This window comes from Pseudoxanthomonas gei (assembly GCF_010119615.1).
In the GTDB taxonomy this organism is placed as follows: domain Bacteria; phylum Pseudomonadota; class Gammaproteobacteria; order Xanthomonadales; family Xanthomonadaceae; genus Pseudoxanthomonas_A; species Pseudoxanthomonas_A gei.
The window spans coordinates 1-611 of the sequence record NZ_QOVG01000026.1 but is presented as its reverse complement, the minus strand read 5'-3'; the positions used below and the strand labels follow the sequence as shown (position 1 = coordinate 611).

The window sequence follows — 611 nt, the reverse complement described above, 5'->3', positions numbered from 1 at the left end:
GGTAAGATCGGAATGGGGGTTGTTTTAAGAAGATAGTAGAGCCAAATGAATCCGCTACTCGCCCGTTTTGCGACCCTTGTTTTATTACTACCAACGATGAATAGACGAACAACCATAAACCAATAACGAACAACTAAAAAATGAAATTCGGAGCTTCCTTACTTACCTGGACCTTACCCGCCTGGACGGCTGAAACGGGTGCCTATGCCATTCAGCAGTCAGCAGTGTATGGCTTTGATGTACTCGAAATATTATTACCTCCTTCGATGGACTTCGATGCCCCGACGGTGAAGCGGCAGTTGCAGGCGGCAAACCTGGACGTGATTTGTTCGCTGAATTTGCCCGCTTTTGCTCATATTCCCTTTCATCCGAAAGAAGCTCTGGACTTAATCAAAAAAGCCCTGGATCAAACGGCAGCTTTAGAGGCAACTTTACTGGCCGGCGTATTACATGGCGGCATTGGTGTTTTTTCAGGAAAATCCCTGACGGCAGCAGAAGAGGATACGCTTTGTGAAGTGTGGGTCGAAGGAACGGATTACGCCCGGAAACTGGGTATTACCGTAGCCATCGAACCGATTAATCGCTACGAAAGTTACGTCTGCACGTCTGCT

1 protein-coding gene is annotated in these 611 nt (G+C 47.6%); it reads left to right on the top strand.

All coding sequences use genetic code 11. The features are described 5' to 3' along the window. Nucleotides 1–140 precede the first annotated feature (140 nt). Nucleotides 141–611 (top strand): sugar phosphate isomerase/epimerase family protein (locus tag DT603_RS15805; protein ID WP_162350950.1); only part of this gene is annotated, 471 nt, incomplete at its 3' end.